The 20,835-nt window shown below is 64.3% G+C and carries 22 protein-coding genes; 17 read left to right on the top strand and 5 right to left on the bottom strand.

The genetic code is table 11. The features are described from left to right. Positions 1-5: 5 nt before the first annotated feature. A complete protein-coding gene (gene eno, locus KR49_RS07290) occupies positions 6-1,298 on the bottom strand; it encodes a phosphopyruvate hydratase (protein ID WP_043693480.1) in 1,293 nt (430 codons plus the stop codon). Positions 1,299-1,409: 111 nt separating this feature from the next. Between eno and gloA the strand changes: the two genes are divergently transcribed. The 8 genes from gloA (at position 1,410) to rplL (ending at position 8,068) form a co-directional block, all read left to right on the top strand. Beyond that, entirely contained in the window at positions 1,410-1,808 is a 399-nt protein-coding gene (gloA, locus tag KR49_RS07285) for a lactoylglutathione lyase (RefSeq protein WP_043697074.1), read from the top strand. Next, positions 1,780-4,557: an ATP-dependent Clp protease ATP-binding subunit gene (locus KR49_RS07280; protein ID WP_253912728.1), complete on the top strand. Its 2,778-nt coding sequence runs from the start codon at positions 1,780-1,782 to the stop codon at positions 4,555-4,557. Before gloA ends, KR49_RS07280 begins: the two co-directional genes overlap by 29 nt. A 49-nt stretch (positions 4,558-4,606) precedes the next feature. Beyond that, entirely contained in the window at positions 4,607-4,846 is a 240-nt protein-coding gene (secE, locus tag KR49_RS07275) for a preprotein translocase subunit SecE (RefSeq protein ID WP_071839710.1), read from the top strand. A gap of 20 nt (positions 4,847-4,866) precedes the next feature. Continuing rightward, a complete protein-coding gene (nusG, locus tag KR49_RS07270; protein ID WP_043693474.1) occupies positions 4,867-5,535 on the top strand; it encodes a transcription termination/antitermination protein NusG in 669 nt (222 codons plus the stop codon). 109 nt (positions 5,536-5,644) lie between these two features. Then, positions 5,645-6,070, top strand: coding sequence for a 50S ribosomal protein L11 (rplK, locus tag KR49_RS07265; protein ID WP_043693471.1), 426 nt, complete (start codon positions 5,645-5,647; stop codon positions 6,068-6,070). Positions 6,071-6,139: 69 nt separating this feature from the next. Then, positions 6,140-6,847: a 50S ribosomal protein L1 gene (gene rplA / locus KR49_RS07260; protein ID WP_043693468.1), complete on the top strand. Its 708-nt coding sequence runs from the start codon at positions 6,140-6,142 to the stop codon at positions 6,845-6,847. A gap of 241 nt (positions 6,848-7,088) precedes the next feature. Then, complete coding sequence (gene rplJ, locus KR49_RS07255; RefSeq protein WP_043693464.1) at positions 7,089-7,616, top strand: 50S ribosomal protein L10; 528 nt, start codon at positions 7,089-7,091, stop codon at positions 7,614-7,616. Between the two features lie 56 nt (positions 7,617-7,672). Then, complete coding sequence (rplL, locus tag KR49_RS07250; RefSeq protein WP_043693461.1) at positions 7,673-8,068, top strand: 50S ribosomal protein L7/L12; 396 nt, start codon at positions 7,673-7,675, stop codon at positions 8,066-8,068. A gap of 254 nt (positions 8,069-8,322) precedes the next feature. On the opposite strand, the gene KR49_RS07245 is transcribed toward rplL, so the two are convergent. Beyond that, positions 8,323-9,027: a DUF3747 domain-containing protein gene (locus tag KR49_RS07245; RefSeq protein WP_043693456.1), complete on the bottom strand. Its 705-nt coding sequence runs from the start codon at positions 9,025-9,027 to the stop codon at positions 8,323-8,325. Between the two features lie 51 nt (positions 9,028-9,078). Between KR49_RS07245 and KR49_RS07240 the strand changes: the two genes are divergently transcribed. From KR49_RS07240 to KR49_RS07215, 6 genes are all read left to right on the top strand, one after another. Next, positions 9,079-9,801 (top strand): ribonuclease H, encoded by a 723-nt coding sequence (locus tag KR49_RS07240; RefSeq protein ID WP_043693453.1) that lies wholly within the window; start codon positions 9,079-9,081, stop codon positions 9,799-9,801. 8 nt (positions 9,802-9,809) lie between these two features. Continuing rightward, the gene (locus KR49_RS07235; RefSeq protein ID WP_043693450.1) at positions 9,810-11,012 is read left to right on the top strand and encodes a quinone-dependent dihydroorotate dehydrogenase; all 1,203 of its coding nucleotides are present in this window, start codon (positions 9,810-9,812) and stop codon (positions 11,010-11,012) included. A gap of 53 nt (positions 11,013-11,065) precedes the next feature. Then, a complete protein-coding gene (locus tag KR49_RS07230; RefSeq protein ID WP_043693446.1) occupies positions 11,066-11,998 on the top strand; it encodes a hypothetical protein in 933 nt (310 codons plus the stop codon). Beyond that, a complete protein-coding gene (locus KR49_RS07225) occupies positions 11,998-12,678 on the top strand; it encodes a PilN domain-containing protein (protein WP_043693443.1) in 681 nt (226 codons plus the stop codon). The genes KR49_RS07230 and KR49_RS07225 overlap by 1 nt, the downstream gene beginning before the upstream one ends. After that, positions 12,675-13,373 carry a hypothetical protein gene (locus tag KR49_RS07220; protein ID WP_043693439.1) on the top strand — a complete coding sequence of 233 codons (699 nt, stop codon included), beginning with the start codon at positions 12,675-12,677 and terminating at the stop codon, positions 13,371-13,373. Before KR49_RS07225 ends, KR49_RS07220 begins: the two co-directional genes overlap by 4 nt. A gap of 110 nt (positions 13,374-13,483) precedes the next feature. Beyond that, entirely contained in the window at positions 13,484-15,703 is a 2,220-nt protein-coding gene (locus KR49_RS07215) for a type II and III secretion system protein (protein ID WP_071839708.1), read from the top strand. 6 nt (positions 15,704-15,709) lie between these two features. Here the strand turns inward: KR49_RS07215 and KR49_RS07210 are convergent, their stop codons facing one another. Further along, positions 15,710-16,504 (bottom strand): pentapeptide repeat-containing protein, encoded by a 795-nt coding sequence (locus KR49_RS07210; RefSeq protein ID WP_043693433.1) that lies wholly within the window; start codon positions 16,502-16,504, stop codon positions 15,710-15,712. Positions 16,505-16,554: 50 nt separating this feature from the next. On the opposite strand from KR49_RS07210, the gene KR49_RS07205 reads away from it, so the two are divergent. After that, a complete protein-coding gene (locus KR49_RS07205; RefSeq protein ID WP_052378206.1) occupies positions 16,555-17,646 on the top strand; it encodes a threonine-phosphate decarboxylase in 1,092 nt (363 codons plus the stop codon). Here KR49_RS07205 and murG read toward each other — a convergent pair. Next, positions 17,607-18,662: an undecaprenyldiphospho-muramoylpentapeptide beta-N-acetylglucosaminyltransferase gene (gene murG / locus KR49_RS07200; protein WP_043693429.1), complete on the bottom strand. Its 1,056-nt coding sequence runs from the start codon at positions 18,660-18,662 to the stop codon at positions 17,607-17,609. The genes KR49_RS07205 and murG overlap by 40 nt on opposite strands. Before the next feature lie 58 nt (positions 18,663-18,720). Here murG and KR49_RS07195 point away from each other — a divergent pair, with 58 nt between their 5' ends. Further along, entirely contained in the window at positions 18,721-19,458 is a 738-nt protein-coding gene (locus tag KR49_RS07195; protein WP_043693426.1) for a hypothetical protein, read from the top strand. A gap of 24 nt (positions 19,459-19,482) precedes the next feature. Here KR49_RS07195 and KR49_RS07190 read toward each other — a convergent pair whose 3' ends face one another. Further along, entirely contained in the window at positions 19,483-20,364 is an 882-nt protein-coding gene (locus KR49_RS07190; protein WP_043693423.1) for an NAD(P)-dependent oxidoreductase, read from the bottom strand. Positions 20,365-20,438: 74 nt separating this feature from the next. On the opposite strand from KR49_RS07190, the gene KR49_RS13005 reads away from it, so the two are divergent. Continuing rightward, positions 20,439-20,819: a hypothetical protein gene (locus KR49_RS13005; RefSeq protein WP_156957151.1), complete on the top strand. Its 381-nt coding sequence runs from the start codon at positions 20,439-20,441 to the stop codon at positions 20,817-20,819. The last annotated feature ends 16 nt before the right edge of the window (positions 20,820-20,835 follow it).

Below are 20,835 nucleotides of genomic sequence, written 5' to 3'. Positions count from 1 at the left end.
GGGCCTCAGCTGCGGCCCCGTGGTCCCTGGCCGACGGCGCCGGCATACACGGCCTGACTGCCAAGTTCGTCCTCGATGCGAAGCAGCTGGTTGTACTTGGCCACCCGCTCACTGCGACTGAGGGAGCCGGTCTTGATCTGGCCAGCTCGGGTGGCCACCGAGAGGTCGGCGATGGTGGTGTCTTCGGTTTCGCCGCTCCGGTGACTGATCACGCTGGTGTAGCCGTTGCGGCCGCCGAGATCGATCGCCTGCAGCGTTTCGGTGAGAGAGCCGATCTGATTCACCTTGATCAGGATTGAGTTGGCGGTCGCGTTGTCGATGCCTTGCTGCAGGCGCTTGGTGTTGGTCACGAACAGGTCATCACCCACCAGCTGCACCTTGGCTCCGAGACGCTCGGTCAAGAGCTTCCAGCCGTCCCAGTCGTCCTCAGCCAGGCCGTCCTCGATCGAGATGATCGGGAACTTCTCCACCAGCTGCTCCAGCTGCCCCACCATCTCGGCACTGTCGTAGCTGCCGCCATCGAAGGCATAGCGACCGTTCTCGAAGAATTCGGTGCTGGCCACGTCGAGTGCCAGGGAGATCTGCTCACCGGGCTTGTAGCCGGCTTTCTCGATCGCCTGCACCAAAATCTCACCGGCTTCCACGTTGCCAAGATCCGGAGCGAAGCCACCCTCATCACCCACGGATGTGCTCATCCCCCTGGCCTTGAGCAGCCCTTTGAGGGTGTGGAACACTTCGGTACCCATACGCAGAGCTTCGCGGAAGCTCTCAGCTCCGTGGGGCACCAGCATGAATTCCTGAAAATCAAGGCTGTTAGCAGCGTGGGCCCCACCGTTGATCACGTTCATGAGGGGAACCGGAAGCAGGTTGGCCATCGGACCCCCCAGATAGCGATACAGGGGGATTCCCAAGCCGTTCGCAGCAGCTCGAGCAGTGGCCATGCTCACCGCGAGGATGGCATTCGCGCCGAGATTGGATTTGTTATCGCTTCCGTCGAGATCGAGCATGGCGGCATCGACGGCGGCCTGATCCAGTGATGAAAGCCCGCAGAGCGCCGGAGCGATGCGCTCTTCGATGTGGTTCACCGCCTGGGTGACCCCTTTGCCCATGTAGCGCTCGCCGCCGTCGCGCAGTTCGTGGGCTTCATGGGCGCCGGTGCTGGCGCCGCTGGGGACGATCGCTCTCCCCATGGCTCCGTTCTCGAGCATCACCTCGGCTTCCACCGTGGGATTCCCGCGGGAATCCAGTACCTCTCTGGCCACGATGGTGTCGATGACGAGGTCGAGGGAGTCGATCACGTTGGACGGGGCATCAAACCCGGGGATCTTATGGGTCGACCCCCGCTACCGGGTTGTGATTGAACGCACGCAGCCAGAATGCCGGTAGATGTCGAGGAAGGATCCGAACCCATGCGGATGCTCCACACCATGCTCCGGGTCGGGGATCTCGAGCGTTCCATCGCCTTCTACACGGAGCTGCTAGGCATGCAGCTGCTGCGCCGCAAGGACTACCCCGGTGGACGGTTCACGCTGGCGTTCGTCGGATACGGATCGGAGCGGGAGAACACGGTGCTGGAACTCACCCACAACTGGGACACCGATGCCTATGACCTCGGTGATGGGTACGGACACATCGCTCTCGGTGTGGAGGACATCCGAGGCACCTGTGCCGGCATCGCCGACAAGGGAGGACGCGTGGTGCGCGAGCCGGGACCGATGAAACATGGCTCCACGGTGATCGCCTTTGTGGAAGATCCCGACGGTTACAAGGTGGAATTGATTGAACTTTCCTCCCGCGCGGACACCTGAGCTGAATGACGACTTCCCCCCCGCTCGGGGCAGCCTCACGCACGAGCCCGATCGCTTCAGCGATGAGGCCTGGGATCTGCTGCTCGCCGGGCAGGATGTGGCCCGCCGCTGGCGCCATGAGCAGCTGGATGTGGAGCATCTGCTGCAGGTGCTCTTCAGTGATCCCGCTTTTCGCCGCTGGATCGCGCCGCTGTCGGTGCGTCCCGAGGATCTGCTCGATCGCCTGGAGGACGTCCTCGCCGAACAGCCTGCCGGCCGCGGCGATGAGTTGTTCATCGGGGAGGACCTTGAGGAACTGCTGGAGGCGGCGGAGCGAGCCCGGCAGCGCTGGGGGTCGCGATTGATCGATGTTCCGCATGTGTTGCTCGCTCTCGGTCGGGATCCCCGCATCGGTGCTGAGCTCTTCGCAGGCCTCGGACTGCCGGCGGATCGGCTGGAGGCCCAACTGCGTCAGCCGGTGATGCAGCCCTCTCCGAGCCCGAGACCTGTGGACCCACCGGTCAGTGAAGGCCCCGTGCGGTCCGCCCCCATTCCGGTTCCGGCACCTGTGCCCATGGCGCCGACACCATCCCCTGAGCCAGTCCCTGAGCAGGAGCTCGCTCCCCTGGCACCAACAGCGCTCGAGAGCTATGGCCGGGATCTCACCGCCGAAGCGGAAGCCGGTGAGCTCGATCCCGTCATCGGCCGCGATGGTGAGATCCGCAATCTGATCAAGGTGCTCTCACGGCGCAGCAAGAACAACCCTGTGCTGATCGGCGCTCCCGGAGTCGGCAAGACCGCCATTGCCGAACTTCTGGCTCAGCGCATCGTTGCCGGTGAGGTGCCGGAGTCTCTGCAGGGGCTCCGGCTGGTGGCGCTGGACCTCGGTGCCTTGATCGCAGGAGCCAAGTTCCGAGGTCAGTTCGAGGAGCGCCTGCGGTCGGTGCTGGAGGAGGTGAGTGGCTCCGATTCAGGAGTGGTGCTGTTCATCGATGAACTCCACACCGTGGTGGGTAGTGACCGCAGCAGCACCGATGCCGGCAGCCTGCTCAAACCGGCTCTGGCTCGGGGTGATCTGCGCTGCATCGGTGCCACGACGCCGGAGGATTACCGGCTCACCGTTGAGAAGGATCCCGCCCTCAACCGACGCTTTCAGCAGGTGTTGATCCGAGAGCCCGATCTGGCTCTCAGCCTCGAGATCCTGCGAGGCCTCAAGGAGCGCTACGAGCTCCATCACGGGGTGACGATCACCGATGAAGCGATCCAGACCGCCAATCGTCTGGCGGACCGTTACATCAGCGATCGCTGCCTGCCGGACAAGGCGATCGATCTGATCGATGAGGCCGCTGCCCAGCTGAAGATCGAGGTGACCTCCAAACCCCAGGTGGTGGAGGAGGCGGAAGCGGATCTGCGACGGGTGGAACTGGCGTTGCTGGCGGCGGAGCAGGCTCCGGAGGAGCAGCGGATCCAGCTTCAGCGCGAACGGTTGGAGGTTTCGCAGCGCCTGGAGGGTCTGCGTCGCCGCTGGCAGCAGGAACGCAGCCAGCTCGAGGAGCTTGCACAGTTGCTGCAGCAGGACGAGGACCTGCGTCATGCCATCGCTGAGGCGGAGCGTCAGGGGGATCTTGAGGAAGCCGCCCGGCTTCAGTACGACCAGCTGCACACGGTGCAGCAGCGGAAGGAAGAGCTAGAGGTTTCTCTGGCGGAGGCTCAGGCGGCTGGCACGGCCCTGCTCCGGGAGCAGGTGGAAGCCGGTGACATCGCTGATCTTGTGGCCCGCTGGACCGGGATTCCCGTGCAGCGACTGCTGGCCGGCGAACGTCGCAAACTGCTGGCGTTGGAGGCCCACCTCGGCGAGCGCGTCATCGGTCAGGTGGAAGCCGTTGCTGCCGTGGCCGCCGCGATCCGGAGGGCCCGGGCCGGCATGAAGGATCCGCGTCGCCCCGTCGGCTCCTTTCTGTTCCTGGGTCCCACGGGCGTAGGCAAGACCGAGCTCGCCAAGGCCCTTGCCTCGGCGCTCTTCGATGAGGAAGAGGCCCTGGTGCGCCTGGATATGAGCGAATTCATGGAGCGCAATGCGGTGGCCCGTCTGATCGGAGCGCCTCCCGGGTATGTCGGTTACGAGGAAGGGGGGCAGCTCACCGAAGCGGTCCGGCGTCGCCCTTACGCCGTGCTGCTGCTCGATGAGGTCGAGAAGGCCCATCCCGATGTGTTCAACCTGCTGCTGCAGGTCCTCGATGACGGACGTCTCACCGATTCCCAGGGGCGGACCGTGGATTTCCGCCACACCGTCGTGGTGATGACCAGCAATCTGGCCAGTCGCGCCATTCTTGAGGACGCCCGTCGCGAGACCTCGGATGTCTCCGGGCTGGACCAGCAGGTGGAGGCGGCGCTGGCGGCTCAGTTCCGGCCCGAATTTCTCAACCGCATCGATGAGCTGATCCGTTTCCATCCCCTGCAGATCGAGGATCTCGTCCGCATCGTGCGTCTGCAGCTGGCCGACCTTGCATCTCTGCTGGCCGAGCAGGGGCTCGCTCTGCAGGTCGATGACGCGGTGGCGGAGTTCATCGCCCGCCAGGGCTTCGAGCCGGAGTACGGCGCCCGCCCGCTGCGCAGGGTGCTGCGACGCCAGCTGGAGAACCCTCTCGCCACGGAACTGCTGGAGGACCGCTTCCGCGGTGTTCAGGGCGTTCGGGTCGCTCTGGCGGATGGTGAGGCGGGCACTCTCGCCTTCAGCCCATGGGGAGAAGAGGTGCATCCGGTAGGGTGACTGTTTGGCGAGGTGCTGAGGCCCCTTGTCAACACCCGGTTCCAGCCCCGTGAGCAGCCCCACTTCCGAGGACACCACCGCTGCAAGCTCAGAGATGGATGCCGAATCCCCCCGTCAGGGCGGGTTTCTGGCCGCCACGGTCGATGAGCTGAAACTGGTGGTCTGGCCCAGTCGTCAGCAGCTGTTCAGCGAATCCATCGCCGTGATCCTCATGGTCAGCCTGTCGGCGGCCACGATCGCTGCGGTGAGTCGCTTCTTCGGCTGGGCTTCATCCCAGGTGTTCCGCTGATCCGCACCCACTCTTCCCCTGTGTCTGACGATCTGATCACAACGGACGCCGCCGAGGTGCTCGACCTTCCCGCTCCCAACGAGGGGGAGGAGGGAACGCTGTCGGAGGAGACCGGAGCCAAGACGGCCATCGCCCGCTGGTATGCCGTTCAGGTGGCATCGAGTTGCGAGAAGAAAGTCAAAGCCACGCTCGAACAGCGTGCCGTGACCCTCGGCGTCAGCAACCGCATCCTGGAGATCGAGATTCCCCAGACGCCCGCTGTGAAGCTGAAAAAGGACGGCAGCCGGCAGTCCACGGAGGAGAAGGTCTTCCCCGGCTATGTGCTGGTTCGCATGGTGCTGGATGAGGACACGATGATGGCAGTGCGAAGCACCCCGAACGTGATCAACTTTGTGGGTGCCGAGGATCGTCGTGCCACGGGCAAGGCTCGCGGCCACATCAAACCGCGTCCCCTCAGCCGCACGGAGGTGGACCGCATCTTCAAGCGGGCTGCGGAGAAGAAGACCGTGGTGAAGGTCGATCTCACCGAGGGGGATCAGATCCTGGTCACCGGCGGTCCGTTCAAGGACTTCCAGGGCGAGGTGATCGAGGTCTCCGGCGAGCGCAACAAGCTCAAGGCGCTGCTGTCGATCTTCGGACGGGAGACCCCTGTGGAACTGGAGTTTTCCCAGATCAGCAAACAGAACTGACCAGGCGGCGGCCGTCTCCCTGCGGAGGGCGGCCCTGGAGGTGGTTCCCCACCTCGCCGCATCGGGCCTGAGGGTCCGGTGATCCGCAGCTGTCCAAACCCCCCAGCCGATGGCCAAGAAAGTCACAGCAGTCATCAAGCTGGCCCTGCAGGCCGGCAAAGCCAACCCTGCGCCACCGGTGGGCCCTGCCCTCGGTCAGCACGGGGTGAACATCATGATGTTCTGCAAGGAATACAACGCCCGCACGCAGGACAAGGCCGGGTTCGTGATCCCGGTGGAGATCTCGGTCTACGAAGACCGCAGCTTCACCTTCATCACCAAAACGCCTCCGGCGTCGGTGCTGATCACCAAGGCCGCCAAGATCGACAAGGGCTCCGGTGAGTCCGCCAAGGGCAACGTCGGATCGATCAATCGGGCTCAGCTCGAGGAAATCGCCAAGACCAAGCTTCCAGATCTCAACTGCAACAGTGTTGAGTCTGCGATGCGGATCATCGAAGGCACCGCCCGCAACATGGGCGTCTCCATCAGCGACTGACGTCGCGATTCCTTCATTCACTCTTACCGGGGGAGACATCACTGATGTCGTTCGCACCCCACATCTGTCATGCCAAAAATCTCCAAACGCGTGGCCAGCCTGGCCAGCAAGATCGAAGATCGTGCCTACGAGCCTCTCGAGGCGATCTCGCTTGTGCGTGAAAACGCCACAGCAAAATTCGACGAAACGATGGAGGCTCACGTCCGCCTCGGCATCGATCCCAAATACACCGATCAGCAGCTGCGCACCACCGTGGCGCTTCCCAACGGCACCGGTCAGACCGTGCGCATCGCCGTGGTGACCCGAGGAGAGAAGGTCGCCGAAGCCAAGGCGGCTGGCGCTGAACTCGCCGGCGATGAAGACCTGGTGGAGACCATCGCCAAGGGCGAAATGAATTTCGATCTGCTGATCGCCACCCCGGACATGATGCCCAAAGTGGCCAAGCTCGGTCGTGTGCTCGGCCCCCGCGGTCTGATGCCCAACCCGAAGGCCGGCACTGTGACGGCGGATCTGGCCGGGGCGATCAGGGAATTCAAGGCTGGCAAACTTGAATTCCGCGCCGACCGCACCGGAATCGTGCATGTGCGATTCGGCAAAGCCAGCTTCACGGCGGAGGCGCTTCTGGAAAATCTCAAGACACTCCAGGAGACGATCGATCGCAACAAGCCCAGTGGTGCCAAGGGCCGTTACTGGAAGAGCCTGTATGTGACCTCCACGATGGGACCTTCTGTGGAGGTGGATTTCTCGGCTCTGCAGGACATCCAGCAGGACGGCTGAACCCCTTGGTTCTATAGTTGACGTTTGGCGAAAGCCAAATCTCGGGCACGCGCCCGGCCAGAGACAGCAGGATTTCCAGAGCCCGATTCCATTCGGGCTCAACGAAGTAATCCCTGCCGAGGCAGACGCGACACGGTTTTTTCCCCTTTTGGGTTTGGATCGGCACGCGGCCTCGTCTTCGTTTTGAAGACTCGATCGGCCGCGTGTCCAGCTTGTTCCCCCTCGATCCGATCCAATCCCTATGGGCCGCACGCTGGAGAGCAAGCAGCAGATCGTCGGAGAGCTCAAGGAGCTCCTCGCCGAGGCCGAGCTGGCACTGGTTCTTGATTACAAGGGCCTGTCCATCAAGGAAATGTCCGACCTGCGGGATCGACTGCGGGCCGGCGACGGCATCTGCAAGGTGACCAAGAACACCTTGATGCGCCGCGCCATTGATGGTGACAGCTCCTGGGCCAACCTCGATTCCCTGCTGACCGGCACCAACGCCTTTGTCTTGATCAAAGGCGATGTTGGTGCTGGTGTGAAGGCTGTTCAGGCCTTCCAGAAGGACACCAAGAAGTCCGAGACCAAGGGCGGCCTCTTCGAAGGCAAGCTCCTGTCTCAGGACGAGATCAAAGCCATCGCGGATCTCCCTTCGAAGGAGCAGCTCATGGCTCAGATCGCCGGTGCGATCAATGCCGTGGCCACCAAGGTCGCGGTTGGTATCAACGAGGTTCCCTCCGGCATCGCGCGAGCGCTCAAGCAGCACGCCGAAGGCGGCGAAAGCTGAGCACTCTCTGCCGACATCACTGGTTTCACTGATCTGTTGCTTCTTCATTCACAACCATGTCCGCAAAAACCGACGAAATTCTCGAATCGCTGAAGTCCCTTTCCCTGCTTGAAGCTTCCGAGCTGGTCAAGCAGATCGAGGAGGCCTTCGGTGTGTCCGCCGCCGCTTCTGCCGGCGTCGTGATGGCTGCCCCCGGCGCTGCTGCCGGTGGTGATGGCGGTGAGGCCGCTGAGGAGAAGACGGAATTCGACGTCATCCTCGAAAGCTTCGATGCTTCCGCCAAGATCAAAGTCCTCAAGGCCGTGCGCAATGCCACTGGTCTTGGTCTCGGCGATGCCAAAGCGCTTGTGGAGGCTGCTCCCAAGCCCATCAAAGAAGGCATCTCCAAGGACGAAGCCGAAGCTCTCAAGAAGGAAATCGAAGAAGTTGGCGGAAAGGTCACGCTCAAGTGATGCTTTCAGCCGGCTCGATGCCCGGTATCGGTCCCTGCTTTCAGGGACCGTTTTTTTTCCGATTTTTGTTCAGCAATAAAAAAACCCCGCCAAAGGCAGGGTTTTTCGGGTGGTAGGCATTCAGGAGTCTGTCCTTGTTTCGACCCTGAAGAGGCGTACAGCACTCCTCACACACTCAGAAACTAGAAGCGCGATACGGCAGTGACGCGCCGTTCAGGTCGCTCTCTCAAGTGTCACTGTGACACTTGGCGGCTTCACCGCCCGTAAGGAATCACCTCAAGCCTGATCGGTTGGCCAGGGCTGAGCGTCCCCCGCGATGCCAGGCGGGGAGGAGCCGAGGGAGCCGTCGGGGCACCGAGCCGAGCGAAGCTGTCACCGCTGTCACCACCCGCGGCCCGCGCAAGCAGGCGGTTCATCGGGTCAGGGTGGGCGAAATACACATGACTCAGGGTCCGCCCTCTGTACACACGACGCTCCAGGCGCCAGCCATCGTCCAGACGAAGCCTGACGAAGCCGTTGCGATCGCGAGCAGGGATGACGGCACGACCGATGGTGACCGGTGTCGTGCTGCCGCCATGGCCTGCCTGCAGTTCCAGTGTGCTGCCTTTCTGTCTCAGGCTCAGCCTGTAGCGGGTGCCCAGATCCTCTCCTCCACTGCGCAGCGAGTAGCCATTGCTGTCGAGATAACGGCTGCAGATGCCGGCGAAGTTGAAGGTGTTCAGCGTGGGATCCATCAGTCCGTCGGCTCGTGCTGTCCAGCACAGCGGCCGTTGTTTGATCTGCTCCAGCACCAGCAGTTTCCAGTCGCTTCGACCGACCGGTTGCGCCAGAACCGCGAATCTCTCCTGACGCAGCGGTTTGCTGTCAAAGACTCCCCTGGCCGCCAGCCCGGCCGGCAGCAGCAGCGAGAGTGCACCGACTGCGCTCACGCCCACAGCTCGGCGGTAGGTTCGCCACATGTGCGCCATCACGGGAGCACGTGTTGTACCGGAAGACGCAGGCGGGAACCAATGGCTGATGGACGGGGGCGCGTGGTGGCTGCAGCCACGGATGGCGCCTGCAGCGGCAATCCCGGTCCTGGGGGCTGGGGTGCGCTGCTGCGGTTCGAGGACGGAAGTGTGGAGGAGTTCGGCGGGCATGACCCGGCGACCACCAACAACCGCATGGAACTCCAGGCAGCCCTCGAGCTTCTGAAACGGTTGAAGGAGCTTCCCCGACATCCCGATCTGACCCTGCGCACGGACAGCAAATACCTGATCGATGGCCTGGGCAGCTGGATGCAGGGCTGGAAACGCAGGGGCTGGAAGACCGCCGCCGGTAAGCCGGTGCTCAATCAGGATCTCTGGGTGGCCCTGGATCAGGCGAGGCTCCTGGATGTGCCGCTCACCTATGTGAAGGGTCACAGCGGTGATCCTGACAACGATCGCGTCGATCGCATCGCGGTTTCGTTCTCCCGTGGCCTGGGTCCTGACCTTCAGACGACCTCCGAAGCAGCGGACGAGCCCGCGCCAGCACCGCTGCAACAGTTGCTCAGCCGTCTCGAACTGGCCGATCGGCTTGCCGCAGGAGGCTTCACGCTTCAGGTCACGGAGCTGGCGCAGTTGGTGGAGCAACCCATGCGTCAGCTGGAGGAGCGCAAGGAACCATGGATCTGGAGGGACTGGCTGGTGGAGCCTCTCCAGGGGCAGCGATGGCGGCTGCAACGCCGCGAGGCAGGATCAGGAGAACCTTGATCAGCTGAATGGCTCCATCACCGTCAGCAGGATCGATCACCAGCGGCGCCTTCTATCGGCGCTGGCTGGCTCCGATGCTGTCCCGGGATGAGGGGATGGATGCCGAGCAGCTGTCCAGGATGGCCCTGGCTGCTCTCGCTCAGGCGAGTCTGCGGCGCCGCTGGCCGGGAGTCTCCACGGTTCTGGCAGGTCTGGCCATGGATCTGCAGCGCCGGGATCTGCGCCTCGAACAGGTGTTGTTCGGCTGCCGCTTCGTCAATCCGGTCGGCCTTGCGGCCGGTTTCGACAAGAACGGAGTGGCTGCCGGCATCTGGGACCAGTTCGGGTTCGGCTTTGCTGAAGTGGGCACGGTGACCTGGCACGGACAGCCTGGAAATCCCCGGCCGCGTCTGTTCCGCCTGGCGGAGGAGCAGGCTGCGCTCAATCGCATGGGCTTCAACAACGACGGTGCTGAGGCTCTGCTCCGGACCCTGAACCGGCAGGTTCTGCCGGCCCGGGGACAGCGTCCTGCCGTTCTCGGCATCAATTTCGGCAAATCGAAGATCACACCCCTTGACCTAGCGCCCGACGACTACGCCTCATCCCTCGAGCTGCTGGCTCCCCTGGCTGATTACGCGGTGATCAATGTCAGCTCTCCCAACACCCCCGGGCTGCGTGATCTTCAGGACACCACGCAGTTGCGCCGGCTGGTGGAGCGGTTGCGTCGTCTGGCAGGTTGCCCGCCCCTGCTGGTGAAGATCGCGCCTGACCTCGAGGATGAGTCGATCGACGGAATCGCCCGACTCGCTTTCGAGGAGGGGTTGGCAGGGGTGATCGCGGTCAACACGAGCCTCGACCGTCTTGGCCTCGAGCGCCGACGCCTCGTGCAGACCGGGCGGACCCTGGCGGAGGAGCCGGGCGGTCTCAGTGGCGTCCCTCTGCGGCAGCGCGCCATCGAGGTGATCCGCCGTCTGCGGGCCGGAGCCGGTCCCGCTCTCCCGCTGATCGGCGTGGGTGGCATCGACTCTCCTGAGTCCGCCTGGGAGCGGATCACGGCTGGAGCCTCCCTGATCCAGCTGTACACCGGATGGATTTTTCAGGGTCCAGATCTGGTGCCGCGCATCCTGGAAGGGTTTCAGCAACAGCTCGATCGTCATGGCCTGCGCACGGTGAGCGAAGCGGTGGGCAGCGGTCTGGCCTGGCGGGGTGAGGACTGGCCGGAGAGTGGCTGACACCTGTTCAGCCGCTGAACAGCCGATACTCTGCCCGCAGTGGTGCGCCACCTTTGGCCCTGCTCTCCTTCGCTGAGATTCCGCAGCTGCAGGCCTTCACGATGTCCGTGCAGCGCCTGCTGAAGGCTCAGCCCGTGCTGGCGGTGGTGAGCGATCAGCATCTGGTGGTCTGCTGGCAGCGCAGGCAGACCTGGTTCTGGCGACTGGGCCACTGGGCCCCGGACAGCTGCCGTGATGGTGTTCCCCTGCTGCGGGAAGCCATGGGGGAGCTGCTGGCCGATCTGCTGTTTGAGTCAGACGTCCTCGGCGCGGAGATCCTGCTGGTGTTGCCGGAGGCGTCCTGCGACTGGCGCGTGCTCGAAGGGGCCAGTCTGAGTCGACTGGAGCAGGCCGAGGACCGGTCCCAGTTGTTGTCCGAACTGACGTGGTCGATCGATCCCGATGCCACGGTGCTGGCGCTCTCCCCCTGTGCTGATGCTGTTCTGGCGTTGGGAGCGGCGCGTCCGACCGTGCAGGCCTGGATCGAGGTGGTTGAGATGGCGGATCTGCCTCTGCGGCGGATGGACTGGTGTCTCAGTGCGGGCTTGCGCGCCCTGAACCGGTTCTGTCCTGATTGGACCGGTGATCTTGCCTGGCTGCTGCACAGCTGCCGCGGTCTGCGGCTTGTGCTGATCCGCGCCGGCGTGCCCGAACTGGATCGCTGCGTGTCCTTGGACGTCGACGACCCCCTTGCAGCCTGGGAGCAGCTGGTGCAGGTGGTCGATGCCTGGCAGCAGATCAACCCTGCTGCGCCGCTGGGCTGGTGGCTCTCGCTTCCGGCGAAGGAGCGGGATGGATGGGCTGGTCGCTGCGTTCAGGCCAGGGGTGACACCCGGCTGGATCACGAGATCCCAGGAGCTCCGGTGGCCTGGGATCCCCTGGACTCCTCCGAGCTCGATCCTGTGGTGGAGTTGCTCCTTTCAGCACTGCCTGGGGAACGGGCCTGATGAACGAACCCCTCCGCCCCGATCTGCTGCGTGAGCATCGTCTCGCTCTCGGCCTGCCGGCATTGCCTCCTCCGCTGCGTCCCGCCCGCGGGCTGCTGCTGCTCGGGGGTGGTCTGGGGATGGTGGTAGTGCTGGCCAGCCTTGCTGTGCATCAGCTGCTCTCGGCCCGGGAACAGGCGCTCCAGCAGCAGGTCGACACTCTCGCGTCCGTGGAGCAGCGCGTTCAGCGCGCTCAGGCGCGCCTGGCGCAGCTGACGCAGCAACGAACAACCCTTGAGGCGGACACACGTCGCATCGTCGATCAGCTGGTGTCGGTGCGCTCCGGTTCAGCCTTCCTGGCGCAGTTGCAACGGGTCACCCCTGCTGATGTTCAGTTGAAGACGGTGCGTGTCCAGCCGTCTGAGATCAGCATCAGCGGCGTGGCCCGCAGCGCAGGGGGGACCGGCGCCTACGAACGCATCAATGCGCTGGCCCTGAATCTGGAGGCTCTGCCCGCGGTGCTGAGCGATGGTGCTGTTGTTCAGAAGGCGACCGCAGAAGAGGACGGGCTCACCTCGTTCAATCTGAAGGTGGCCATCGATCCCGCGGTACGCACCTCTCCGGAGGATCTTCGTGCTCTCGGTGCCGACGGACTGGCACGCCGCTATGCCCTTCTGCGCGATCGCGGGCTGGCGCTGTGACCAATCTCAACCCCGCAGCCCGCCGTCCGTTCCTCCGTCGCGATCACCTGCTGGTCGGCGTCCCTGCTGTCGCCGGTGTCCTCATCTCCATCGCGGTGCTGGTGCTGCTGGTGCAACCCGCCCGTCAGCGGGTGGGAGAACTGGAGACGCGGGTCGGGGATCTTCAGGCCCTCCAGCGTCGGCTGCCCAATCTGGAGGGGGAGCTTGATGGGGCATCCCTGGCCCTGCGTCGTGCCCAGCTTCAGCAGGGTCTGCTGGTGGATCTGATCGCAGGACGTGATCGCATTCGTACCTTCCTGGCCCTGCTCAATCGCGAGGCGGCGGGCTCGGGTGTGGCCATCCAGCTCTATGAGCCCATGGCCTCGCAGGCAGCGGCAGCATCTCCTCCCCCACAGGCCGGCCAGGGGGAGAAGGCAGCCAAGCCGTCCGGTGATCCGCTGCTGGCCCTGGGCTACACCAAAACATCGATCGCCCTGAGGGTGCTCGGGCCCTACGACGGGCTGCAGAGGTTCCTGCAACGCATGGAAACGCTGCAGGTGCTGGTGGAGAGCAGTGATCTTGCCCTGGAGAGTCGTGACGACGGGGAGATCAGCCTCGGCCTGCGGCTGAGTTTCTATGACCGCCAACCATCGTCGGAGTCTGAGAAGCCCGCTGCTGAAGCCGATCAGCAGACTTCGACACCACCTCCGGCCTGAGGCTGGTGGCCTGCCGGTGCCATCGATACCATCCGCGCAGACACCACCCTCCGGAGTTCCGTTCAGGCGTGCTTTTCAACGGATCCCGGAGATGGCTGCCCCTGGCGGTCATGCTCGGCGTGACGCTGACAGGCGTCAGCGCTCTGCCCAATGCCAGTCCTGCCTCCCAGGCCCGTGGGACGGTTCAGCCTGAGCTGAAGCTGCTGCAGCGCGACGGACGTCTTGATGTGATCATCTCCGGGGCCGGTCCCGGCGCACGGGTGCGTCAGCAGCGTCAACAGGCGAGCAGCTGGCAGGGTGTGCTGACCCTCGGGGAGGGAGCTGGCGCTGTCGGGTCGGCTCAGAAGCTGTCGATGCAGTCCCTGGGGCTGGCCATGGTTCAGCTGCGTTCGGAAGGTTCCGCGACGACGCTTCAGGTGGAGGCAAGTCCCGGTCAGGTTCTCTCCACTCCGGAGATCAGAGCCTCCGGAGATGATCTGATCATCAGTTTCACGGGCCTGTCCCCCCAGCGTCCGGGGCAGTCGAGCGGTCGTCTGGATCTGACCCGGCCCGGTCGTGTGGCCCAGCCTGGCTTCGTGCCTCCGATGCGCCCCCGGGCCGTGGCGCCTCCTCTGGGCGATATGGCCGTCGGCACGATGCTGATCAACAACCGCAGCTTCGTGCAGGTGAGTGGGCCTTCGGTGTCGCTCACCCTCAACAATGCACCTGCCAAGGACGCGCTGATGTCGTTGGCGAGGCTGGGGGGGTACGGCTTCGTCTTCGTCGGAGACGGTGCCGGTGGCAATGGTGAGAACGCCAGTGGCACACCGGTGAGCATGGCCTTCCGGAACGAGCGATTCGACCGGGCTCTCAACAGTGTTCTGCTGGCGTCCGGACTGCAGGGAAAGATGGATGGCCGCACGCTTTTGGTGGGGACATCAGTGGCCGCCAAGACCTTTGGGCCTCAGATGTCCAAGGTGTTCCGGCTCAATCAGGTCGACGTGGAAGGAGCCGCCCAGTACCTGGCCAGCATGGGCGCCTCGATGACCCATGTGAAGACCATTCAGATCACCACTGGGGAAGCGGCAACGGCGGGGGCCACTCAGATCAGCAACGCCGCCTCTCAAACCACCAACCAGGTCACTGAGACCGAGACCTACGGGAGCGCCACCGGGCCTCTGGTGGGTCTCAGCGGCGTGACCAATTCGCGATTGAACACCGTGACGCTGGTGGGAGATCCCGGCCTGATCAACATCGCCGAGTCCTATCTGCGGCAGCTTGATCTGCGGAACCGCCAGGTGGCCGTGAATGTGCAGATTCTCAGCGTCTCGCTCACCAACGACAAAACCATCGACGCTTCCTTTTCAGCGCGCATGGGTGACAAGTACGTGGTCAGTGAGAGCGGTAAGGCCCATATGAATTTCGGCCGATACCGGCCGGGAAGCCGTTCCGGCACCGGCCTGATTCAGGAGGGCGGGCCCGTGGAGCCGGGGACCTACGCCGCCGGGACGGCCGGAGTGGCGGAGCAGCAGGTCTTTGATCCGCCGTTCGTTGAGGCGCAGCAGGTGGTGGTCAATGCCGAGGGAGAAACGGAGCTGGTTCCCCGTCTCGATCAATTCGGTCGCCCGATCTACGTCCCCTCGACCGATCCGGCGGCGGCTCCGGCACTCAAACCTGTGCTGGACAGCAAGGGCCGGCCCATCTACGTCGAGGGTCAGGATCCGTCCCGTTTCCAGCAGCCACAGGATTCGTTCTATGCCTACGTCGAATCACTGATCACGTCCTCCAGCGCCAAAACACTGGCCGAGCCGACTCTGATCGTGCAGGAAGGCGAGCAGGCGCAGGTGGAGACCGGTCAGAGCGTGATCACGGGTGTGGATGCCACGGAAACCGCCAATGGTTCGACGCAGTTTCAGAACACGCGTGAGAACGCAGGACTGACCGTTGACGTGTCGGTTCAGAAAATCGATGACAACGGCTTCGTGACGCTGACGCTTGATCCGGAGATCTCCGTTCCGATTCCCGCAGGCACGCAGCAGGGCGTCGCGATTTTCAACATCCAGGCCCGAAAGCTCAGATCCGGCCGGGTGCGCCTGCGGGATGGGCAATCCCTGATCCTCACCGGTGTGATCAACGAACAGGACCGTCAGCAGGTGCAGAAGTGGCCAATCCTCGGCGACATCCCGCTGATCGGACAGCTGTTCCGACAGTCGGCCTCCTCGCGCGTCAAGGATGAACTGGTGATCATCGTCACGCCCAGGATCCTCGATGACGATCAGGGCGGCAGCTTCGGTTACGGCTACCGAGCAGGCACCTCCGCAAGCCGTCAACTGGTGCAGTCACGCCCCTGAGTCCGATCAGGGAAGGATCGGCATCAGAGCCTTCAGGGCGATCGGGGCCAGGGTCTGAACGGTCGACAGCATGCTCCCCAGCAGTGCCGATCCCAGTCCGTTGCCAGCCGGAGTGGCTGCAGCGACGGGCTCCTGAACGCGGCTGCTGGCCCGCTTCAGCTGATCGGCTTTGATCGGATCACCCTGCTGCTCAAAAAGCACTCCGGCGTGAGCAAGGTCCCGCCCGGCCAGATCTGGCTTGCCCTGCTCTCCGCGGCTGAGCCCACGCGCCACCCAGCTCAACGCCTCCTGCGGATCCTGCAGGATGGCGGCGCTGAACAACTGCTCCGCCTCGATCCAGCGACCTGAGAGGGCAGCGTCAACGCCCGCATTGTGCAGGGAAGCGTGGCTGCGGATGCCGCGATCGATGCCCTGTGCTCCCTGCCAGTGGCTTTGATCCAGGGCGCCGACATCCAGGCGGGCGCCGCTGAGGTCTGCATGTCTCAGATCGGTTCCGTACAAACGGCTGCCACGCAGATCCGCACCACGCAGTGAGGCCCCCCTCAGGCTTGTGAAGCTCAGATCGCTGCTGCTGAGATCGGCGCCATCCAGGCGTGCCTCACCGAGGTTGGCCCGCTGCAGCCTGGCACCGGCCAGCTGCGCATCACGCAGATCCGCATGCACCAGATCCGCATCAGCCAGCCGGCAGTCCGGGCAATGACGCTGCTGCAGCACCCGGATCAGATCCCCGGGATCGGTGGGTTGCGCTGCCACAGGAGCCCCCAGCAGCAGGATCGAGAGCAGGCAGCCTCGAAGCGGCATGGTGGGATGGAGTGAGGGGGTCACGTCCCTGCGTTCTATCGAGGGTCGGGATGGGCGTCGACCTGCGCCATGGCGGAAACCGGGTGGCTCTGGCGGCGCAGCTGGGCTGTCGTCCCTCGGAGCTGCTCGATGCCAGTGCCTCCCTTGTGCCCTGGACGCCGTGGCTGGGCCGGTTGCCGCTCGGTGCGATCCGCGACTACCCCGATCGCAGCCATGCCGCACTACGACAGGCGATCGCGACCTGTCACGGGCTTGATCCGGATCTGGTGCTGCCGGGCAACGGTGCTGCTGAGCTGTTCACCTGGGTGGCACGGGATGCCGCCGCCGCCGGTGTCAATCTTCTCCCGGCGCCGGGGTTCGCTGATTACGGGCGCGCCCTGCGTTGCTGGAATGCCGACTGCCGCGAGCAGAGCCTGCCGCTGCACTGGTCAGCGACCTTCCCACAACGTTTTCCATCACCGGCGGAGGCGGCCGTGCTCTGGATTTGCAATCCGCACAACCCAACGGGTCAGCTGTGGAGTCGCGCTTCGCTCGAACCGCTGCTGCAGCGGTTCTCTCTGGTGATCTGCGACGAGGCCTTCCTGCCGCTGGTGCCGGCGGGTGAGCGCCAGTCGCTGATTCCGCTTCTGGCTGATCACGACAACCTTGTGGTGGTCAGAAGTCTCACCAAGCTGTTCGGGATCGCTGGGCTGCGTCTTGGGTATGTCCTCACGCGCCCTGAACGGCTGCAGCGCTGGGCGGGCTGGCGTGATCCCTGGCCCCTCAACGGTGTGGCGGCTGTCGTCGGGGAGAGGTTGCTCTCGGATCCGGCGCGATACCGCCGCTGGTGCGCCAAGGTCCAGCGCTGGACGGCCAGCGAGGGGGCCTGGATGCAGGAGCAGCTCAGCCGTCTGGATGGAGTCTCCGCCCTTCCCTCCGCAGCCAACTACCTGCTGATTCACGGCGATCACTCCCTGGCGTGGATGCGGCAGGAGCTGGAACAGCGTCATCGCATCCTGCTGCGGGATTGCGGTTCATTCCGTGGCCTGGGCGAACGTTGGCTGCGCATCGGTCTGCAGACGCGGAGACGCAACCGTCGGATCGTCGAGGCTTTGCGTCGGGTTCAGTCCACAAGGCTGCTGAGCAGGTCCACCAATCGCTGATCGGCGTCCTGTACGGCCAGTTTCTCCATGCCCGTTCGCATCTCCTGCAGCAGCTCCGCATCCGTGCCGAGCAACCTGAGGATGGTGTCCCGCAGTGCCGTTGCCTCGGGGGCGTGCTGGTGCACGATCACGGCACCGCCGGTGCGAGCGGCGCAGGCCGCATTCGCTTCCTGATGGCCATCGGCAGCCTGGGGAAATGGAACCAGGATCGAGGGGGTTCTGCAGATGGCCAGCTCACTGAGGCTGCCTGCACCCGCTCGGCTGACCGCCAGATCGGCATGCTGCAACAGGCCGGGGATCTCATCACTGAAGGGGAGTTCCACCAGGTTCGGATGCTGAAGCTGTCCGACTTCAGGGTCGTTGCGACCAGTGAGATGCACGATCCGGCATCCCTGCTCCAGCAGCTCGGGGACCACAGCGCGGACCATGCGGTTGAGCCCGACCGCGCCCTGGCTGCCACCGATCACCACCAGCAGAGGGCCGTCGCTGATCGGCACCCAGTCCGGTAGCGGCTGGCTCTCCAGAAACGCAGCTCTCACAGGCATGCCTGTGAGCAGCGGGCGATGGCCGGGAATGCGATCCGACGCCACGGGGAGCCCCACGGCCACCGCACGGCAGAACCGGCCCATCAGTCGTGTCACGCGTCCCGGGATCGCGTTGGCTTCATGCAGAACAGCTGGAACACCGCACCAGCGGGCGGCCACGATCGCCGGAGCTGCGATGTACCCGCCGGTGGTGAACACAACCTCGATTCGCTCCCGTCGGATCAGTCGCCGGACCGTACCGATGGCGCCGATCAGACGGATCAGTTGAATGAGCTTGTTGAGCCCGCGACCCTGAAGCCCGCCTGCGCGAACCGTTGTCAGGGGAATGCTCTCCGGGACCAGCTGCGTTTCGAGCCGGTCGGGCACTCCCAGCCACCGCACCTGCCAGCCTTCCGGCAGGGCTTCCGCCACGGCAATCGCAGGGAAGAGATGCCCCCCCGTGCCGCTGGCGGCGATCAGAAGCCGGGTCATGACGGCAGACGTCCCCCCATGCGCGACTTAACTTAGGCCCACTGAATGGTTCCGACTGGTGCGTTCACTGATTCGGGCAGCGGTCTTCTCCATCCTCAGCGGAACGATGGTCGCGTTGTCCGTTGAGGGGGCTCGGGCTGCAGATGGTTTCGGTCCGCGTCTGGAGCAGGTGTTGAACGGCGGCAATTCAGCCGATCTGGCCGCCCTGGTCGCCGGTGATCAGTCGTCGGATCTCGAGCGTCGTTACGCGAGATTCAGCAAGGAGTTTCCTGAAGCCCGCTGGAGTGTTCGCCCTGCGGACTCCCTCAAGGACGGACGCCCGACCTTCGAGGTCACGGTCAATGGGGTGGGAGAAGCCGATGGGCTTCGCTACCGGCTGGAAGCCAGCCAGCGACTTGCTCTGAGCATCGAAGGCGGGCGGATCCTCGACCAGCAGCTGCTGGAGGAACAGTCGCTGCTGCGCAGTGGCGATCAGCCACTGCCGGTGTCGCTTGAGATCCCCGATGCTGTGCTCACCGGCAGCCGCTACGACGTTGATGTGATTTTTGAACAACCCCTGGGTCAGGCCATCGTGGCCGGTGGGCTGATTCCGCTGACTCCCCAGGAGGTGGCGGAGCAGGCACGTCCCAATCTGCGTCTTGAGCCGATGGGTGGTGGCGGTCTGTTCAAGACCGTTCAGGCGCCGCAGACACCGGGATCCCAGTTCTGGGCAGCGATGCTGGTGCATCCGGACGGAGTCGTGACCATGACCAAACGGGTTCGCGTGGTCAGCTCCAAACAAGAGCTGGATCAGTGACGTAACGATATCGTTTCTCAGGAGTCACGATATCGAGTCAAAAAGGCGATGCAGGGCGGAGACGTCCTCGTCTCCATGTCCGCGGCCGATCAGTTCGGCCTCCTGCTGTTGGACCAGATTGCTGATGGGCAGCGTCAACTGAACGCTGTCTGCTTCCTTCAGGGCGATGCCGAGGTCCTTGTGATGCAGGGACAGGCGGAATCCCAGGGGATAACGCCCTGCGAGCATCCCGTCGGCGCGATTGCGCAGAGCCCAGGATCCCGCAGCTCCACTGCTCAGGGCCGCCACCACCTCCTGCATCGGCAGACCGAGCCGTGTCCCCAGGGCCATCGCTTCGGCGACGGCTGCATAGCTGCCTGCCACCAGCACCTGGTTCACGGCCTTCACCTGCTGTCCGCGCCCGACCGTTCCGAAGTGATGAACCGTTCCGCCAATGATCTCCAGCAGAGGCCGCACCCGTTCCAGGGCCTCAGCGTCTCCGCCGGCCAGCACGGTCAGGGTGCCGGCCCGAGCTCCCTCGGTGCCGCCTGTCACAGGGGCATCGATGTAACTCACGCCCTGTCGCCTCAGACGCTCTGCGGCGGCCACGGCCGTGGAGGGAGCGATGGTGGAACAGTCGAGCACCACGCTCCCGTTCGGGAGTGATGCGGCGGCTCCCTGGCGACCGAAGAGAACGGAGTCCACGGCAGCATCGTCACTGACGCAGAGGATCAGCACGTCCACATCCCTGCCCGCCTCTGCCGCGGAGCTGCAGGCCTGACTGCCCTCCAGGTCCGGATGCTGTTCCGTAGTTCTGCTGCGGGTGTGCACCTTCAAGGCCAATCCGGCCCGTCGCAGGTTCACCGCCATGGGCAGGCCGATCGCCCCGAGGCCCACCATCCCAACGCGCAGGTCAGATCTGGTCATGCCTTGCTCTGAGTTCATTCAGATCTTCGCTGGGTGATCCAGCCACATTGACAATCATTGATCTGCGGTTCCCCATGCGCCTGACGTCCCTAGCTCCCCTTGGCCTGATCGTTCTCACCATCGCTGCGCCGATGCCTCCGGCATCAGCCCAGTACATCTACGACGATGGAACGGACGTGGCGATGCGCCGCGACAACGGTCTTCCTGCTGCGCAGCGCGACGAGCTGTTCAGAGCCAGGCGATCCTGGAAGCAGAGCAGCTTCGACCGCCGGGTCGGAATCCTGCGGAGTGAGCAGCGCTGCATCAACCGGGCCAACGATGCAGATGCTTTCCGGATCTGCCGGCAGAACAAGAATCGTGCCCGTCAGCAGCTTCGCGCCGACTACTTAGCTGTGATCAATCCGGTTCGGCGTCGGGTCGGCCTGCCTCCTCTGGAGATGCGTCGGACGCGTTGACACGGATTGGGTCCAT

The sequence above is a fragment of the Synechococcus sp. KORDI-49 genome, from assembly GCF_000737575.1.
In the GTDB taxonomy this organism is placed as follows: Bacteria; Cyanobacteriota; Cyanobacteriia; order PCC-6307; family Cyanobiaceae; genus Parasynechococcus.
The sequence above is the reverse complement of the archived record's forward strand: the minus strand, read 5'-3'. Positions and strand labels throughout refer to the sequence as shown.

Bases quoted from the DNA above. Each gene is read 5' to 3' on its own strand.
- gloA (WP_043697074.1), top strand. From the start codon at position 1,410: ATGCGGATGCTCCACACCATGCTCCGGGTCGGGGATCTCGAGCGTTCC.
- rplK (WP_043693471.1), top strand. From the start codon at position 5,645: ATGGCCAAGAAAGTCACAGCAGTCATCAAGCTGGCCCTGCAGGCCGGC.
- rplA (WP_043693468.1), top strand. From the start codon at position 6,140: ATGCCAAAAATCTCCAAACGCGTGGCCAGCCTGGCCAGCAAGATCGAA.
- rplJ (WP_043693464.1), top strand. From the start codon at position 7,089: ATGGGCCGCACGCTGGAGAGCAAGCAGCAGATCGTCGGAGAGCTCAAG.
- rplL (WP_043693461.1), top strand. From the start codon at position 7,673: ATGTCCGCAAAAACCGACGAAATTCTCGAATCGCTGAAGTCCCTTTCC.
- KR49_RS07245 (WP_043693456.1), bottom strand. From the start codon at position 9,027: ATGTGGCGAACCTACCGCCGAGCTGTGGGCGTGAGCGCAGTCGGTGCA.
- KR49_RS07240 (WP_043693453.1), top strand. From the start codon at position 9,079: ATGGCTGATGGACGGGGGCGCGTGGTGGCTGCAGCCACGGATGGCGCC.
- KR49_RS07235 (WP_043693450.1), top strand. From the start codon at position 9,810: ATGGCTCCATCACCGTCAGCAGGATCGATCACCAGCGGCGCCTTCTAT.
- KR49_RS07225 (WP_043693443.1), top strand. From the start codon at position 11,998: ATGAACGAACCCCTCCGCCCCGATCTGCTGCGTGAGCATCGTCTCGCT.
- KR49_RS07215 (WP_071839708.1), top strand. From the start codon at position 13,484: ATGCTCGGCGTGACGCTGACAGGCGTCAGCGCTCTGCCCAATGCCAGT.
- KR49_RS07210 (WP_043693433.1), bottom strand. From the start codon at position 16,504: ATGCCGCTTCGAGGCTGCCTGCTCTCGATCCTGCTGCTGGGGGCTCCT.
- KR49_RS07205 (WP_052378206.1), top strand. From the start codon at position 16,555: ATGGGCGTCGACCTGCGCCATGGCGGAAACCGGGTGGCTCTGGCGGCG.
- murG (WP_043693429.1), bottom strand. From the start codon at position 18,662: ATGACCCGGCTTCTGATCGCCGCCAGCGGCACGGGGGGGCATCTCTTC.
- KR49_RS07190 (WP_043693423.1), bottom strand. From the start codon at position 20,364: ATGACCAGATCTGACCTGCGCGTTGGGATGGTGGGCCTCGGGGCGATC.
- KR49_RS13005 (WP_156957151.1), top strand. From the start codon at position 20,439: ATGCGCCTGACGTCCCTAGCTCCCCTTGGCCTGATCGTTCTCACCATC.